The organism is Hydrocoleum sp. CS-953, from assembly GCF_002260545.1.
Taxonomy (GTDB): Bacteria; Cyanobacteriota; Cyanobacteriia; order Cyanobacteriales; family Microcoleaceae; genus Trichodesmium.
The window spans coordinates 1-2,211 of record NZ_LGSU01000120.1 but is presented as its reverse complement, the minus strand read 5'-3'; the positions used below and the strand labels follow the sequence as shown (position 1 = coordinate 2,211).

Here is a 2,211-nt window from a genome sequence, read left to right as displayed (position 1 = left end):
AGGGGGGAGACAGGAGTCCCTATTCTACTTTTTTCCCTCGCCCGTATTTCTCAATCTCCTGACACTTTCAGACGTCAGACTGACCGAAGAGCCAAAAATCCTCATCTTTCCGGAGATACACTTAGGGGTTGTATAGAAGTAATGTGGTGTTTGACAAAAATCTGGGTTTAAAGGCAACAGCTCATTTCAGTTATCAGTACCTCTCAAATATACCTTCAGCTATTTCAGTTATCAATAATCAGTACATCCGAAATCAGTAAATCTGACATCTACTTTCAGCTTGGTTATATGGTAGGATAAATATTTTTTTCATCCCCTGAAAATGAGAGACTTTGGATCTCCTACGTTTTGCCACAGGGGGAGGTTTCTTCACCTTAATCTGTAGCGCTATAGTTTTAGTTTTGACGTCTCTCAACATGGTATTGTGAATGTTTTTTTCATCCCCTGAAAAGGTGAGACTTTGGACTTCCTAGTTTTGGCAACAAGGGGCTTTCCTAACTTTAATCTGTAGCGCTATAGTTTTAGTTTAGACAGCTCTGATATCGGAAATTATGGCCAAAATTTACTGCCTCTTCAAATCATGTCAGTTATCAGTTATCAGTATCTCCGACATCTACCTTTAGCTTGAAATATATATAGTGAATATTTTTTTCATCCGCTGAAAAGGTGAGATTTTTAACCTCTCTGTTTTCCCAAAAGGGCGGCTTTCTTCACCTTAATCTGTAGCGCTATAGTTTTAGTTTTGACCTCTCTCTACTGAGAAACTATATCCATAATCCATTTTTTCTGAAAATTAGGATGAGAACCCAGGAAAAAAAAGATTTAAGTAAGTAGATAATATATCACTACCCCAGATCGCCGTTAAACTAGCCCCCATTGCTAAAAACGGTCCAAATGGCATTGGTTGTCGTCGATCTAGTAAACCTATGGCGATCGCTGCTCCACCTACAAATGCTCCCATACCACAGGCAAGAAAACAAGTTAATAGTAAATATTTCCACCCTAACCAAGCTCCTATCATGGCTGCTAGTTTGGCATCTCCTCCACCCATAACTGTTTGTCCGAAAGCTATGGAACCTAATATAGAGATTAAGTCAAACAACCATAGACCAACTACTGCTCCAACAATACCTATCATTAGATAATTGATTAGATTATTTACTTGAAAATTTGTCTCTAATGTGGTAATAATTTGAAAACCTAAACCTAAGATTAATCCCGATTGGGTTAGAGGATTAGGCAGGGTCATGGTGTCTAAGTCAATCATAGATAAAGCTAGTAGCCAACTAAAAAAAGCCCAATAGCCTAGGGTAGAGATAGTAATTCCAAATTTCCAGAAAACAACTAAAAATAGTAAGGCTGTGATTAATTCTACTACTGGATAGCGGATAGAAATAGGATTTCGACAATGGCTACAACGTCCATGCAACCATAGCCAACCAAATATAGGGACATTTTCTGTGGCTTTTAATCGACTATGGCATTTTGGACAGTGAGATGGAGGCCAAAGTATAGATATTCCTGCGGGTATCCGATAAATGACAACGTTGAGAAAGCTGCCGATGGATGCACCTAGGGCAAATACCATTAGAGCTAGAGGCCATATTCTGAGTAAGTTCATATATTGCAAGTTAAAAGTTAAAAGTTAAAAGTTAAAAGTAATCTCTGAATGAGTTTTCGGTGCGCTACAAGTAAGTCAAAACTCAAAAGTCAAAAGTAATCTTTGACCGAGTTTTTAGTCAGCCATAATATAGGAATTCGTGCATAAGTTGTAATATTTGATTTTTTGGTTGTGCATCAGTAAAGTGTGGGATAAGTCGCGTAGGGCTGGCCAATATAATCTAAAAGCACTGATATATAGAGGTTGAGCGNTAGCACGAAAGGCAGACACTTCCCAAAAAGATACAGGTACAATTATTTCTCCTACTTCCCACCCGGACCACACTTCCCACACTTCCCACACTTCCCACACTTCCTTGACGCACTACCGATTTTTTTCATAAATCATTGCTATATCAAAAATAATAGACATCTTCAATAATAAACAATAAAATCGGCGTTGCTGAGTGGTAATGATTTTTAGATTAAGTATCAATTAAAAACATAAGTTTTTCGTACATATTTTTGAACGTCAGGGATTTAAGTTTGATTCTGGACCATCTTTACATTCTGGCCTTTCCTACCGCCCTTCTACTAACCCACTAGCACAAG

Annotated in this window: 1 protein-coding gene; it reads right to left on the bottom strand. The window is 38.1% G+C overall.

What is annotated here, in order from left to right:
• Nucleotides 1-793: 793 nt before the first annotated feature.
• Nucleotides 794-1,621, bottom strand: coding sequence for an A24 family peptidase (locus AFK68_RS00830; RefSeq protein ID WP_094670875.1), 828 nt, complete (start codon nucleotides 1,619-1,621; stop codon nucleotides 794-796).
• Nucleotides 1,622-2,211: the final 590 nt, after the last annotated feature.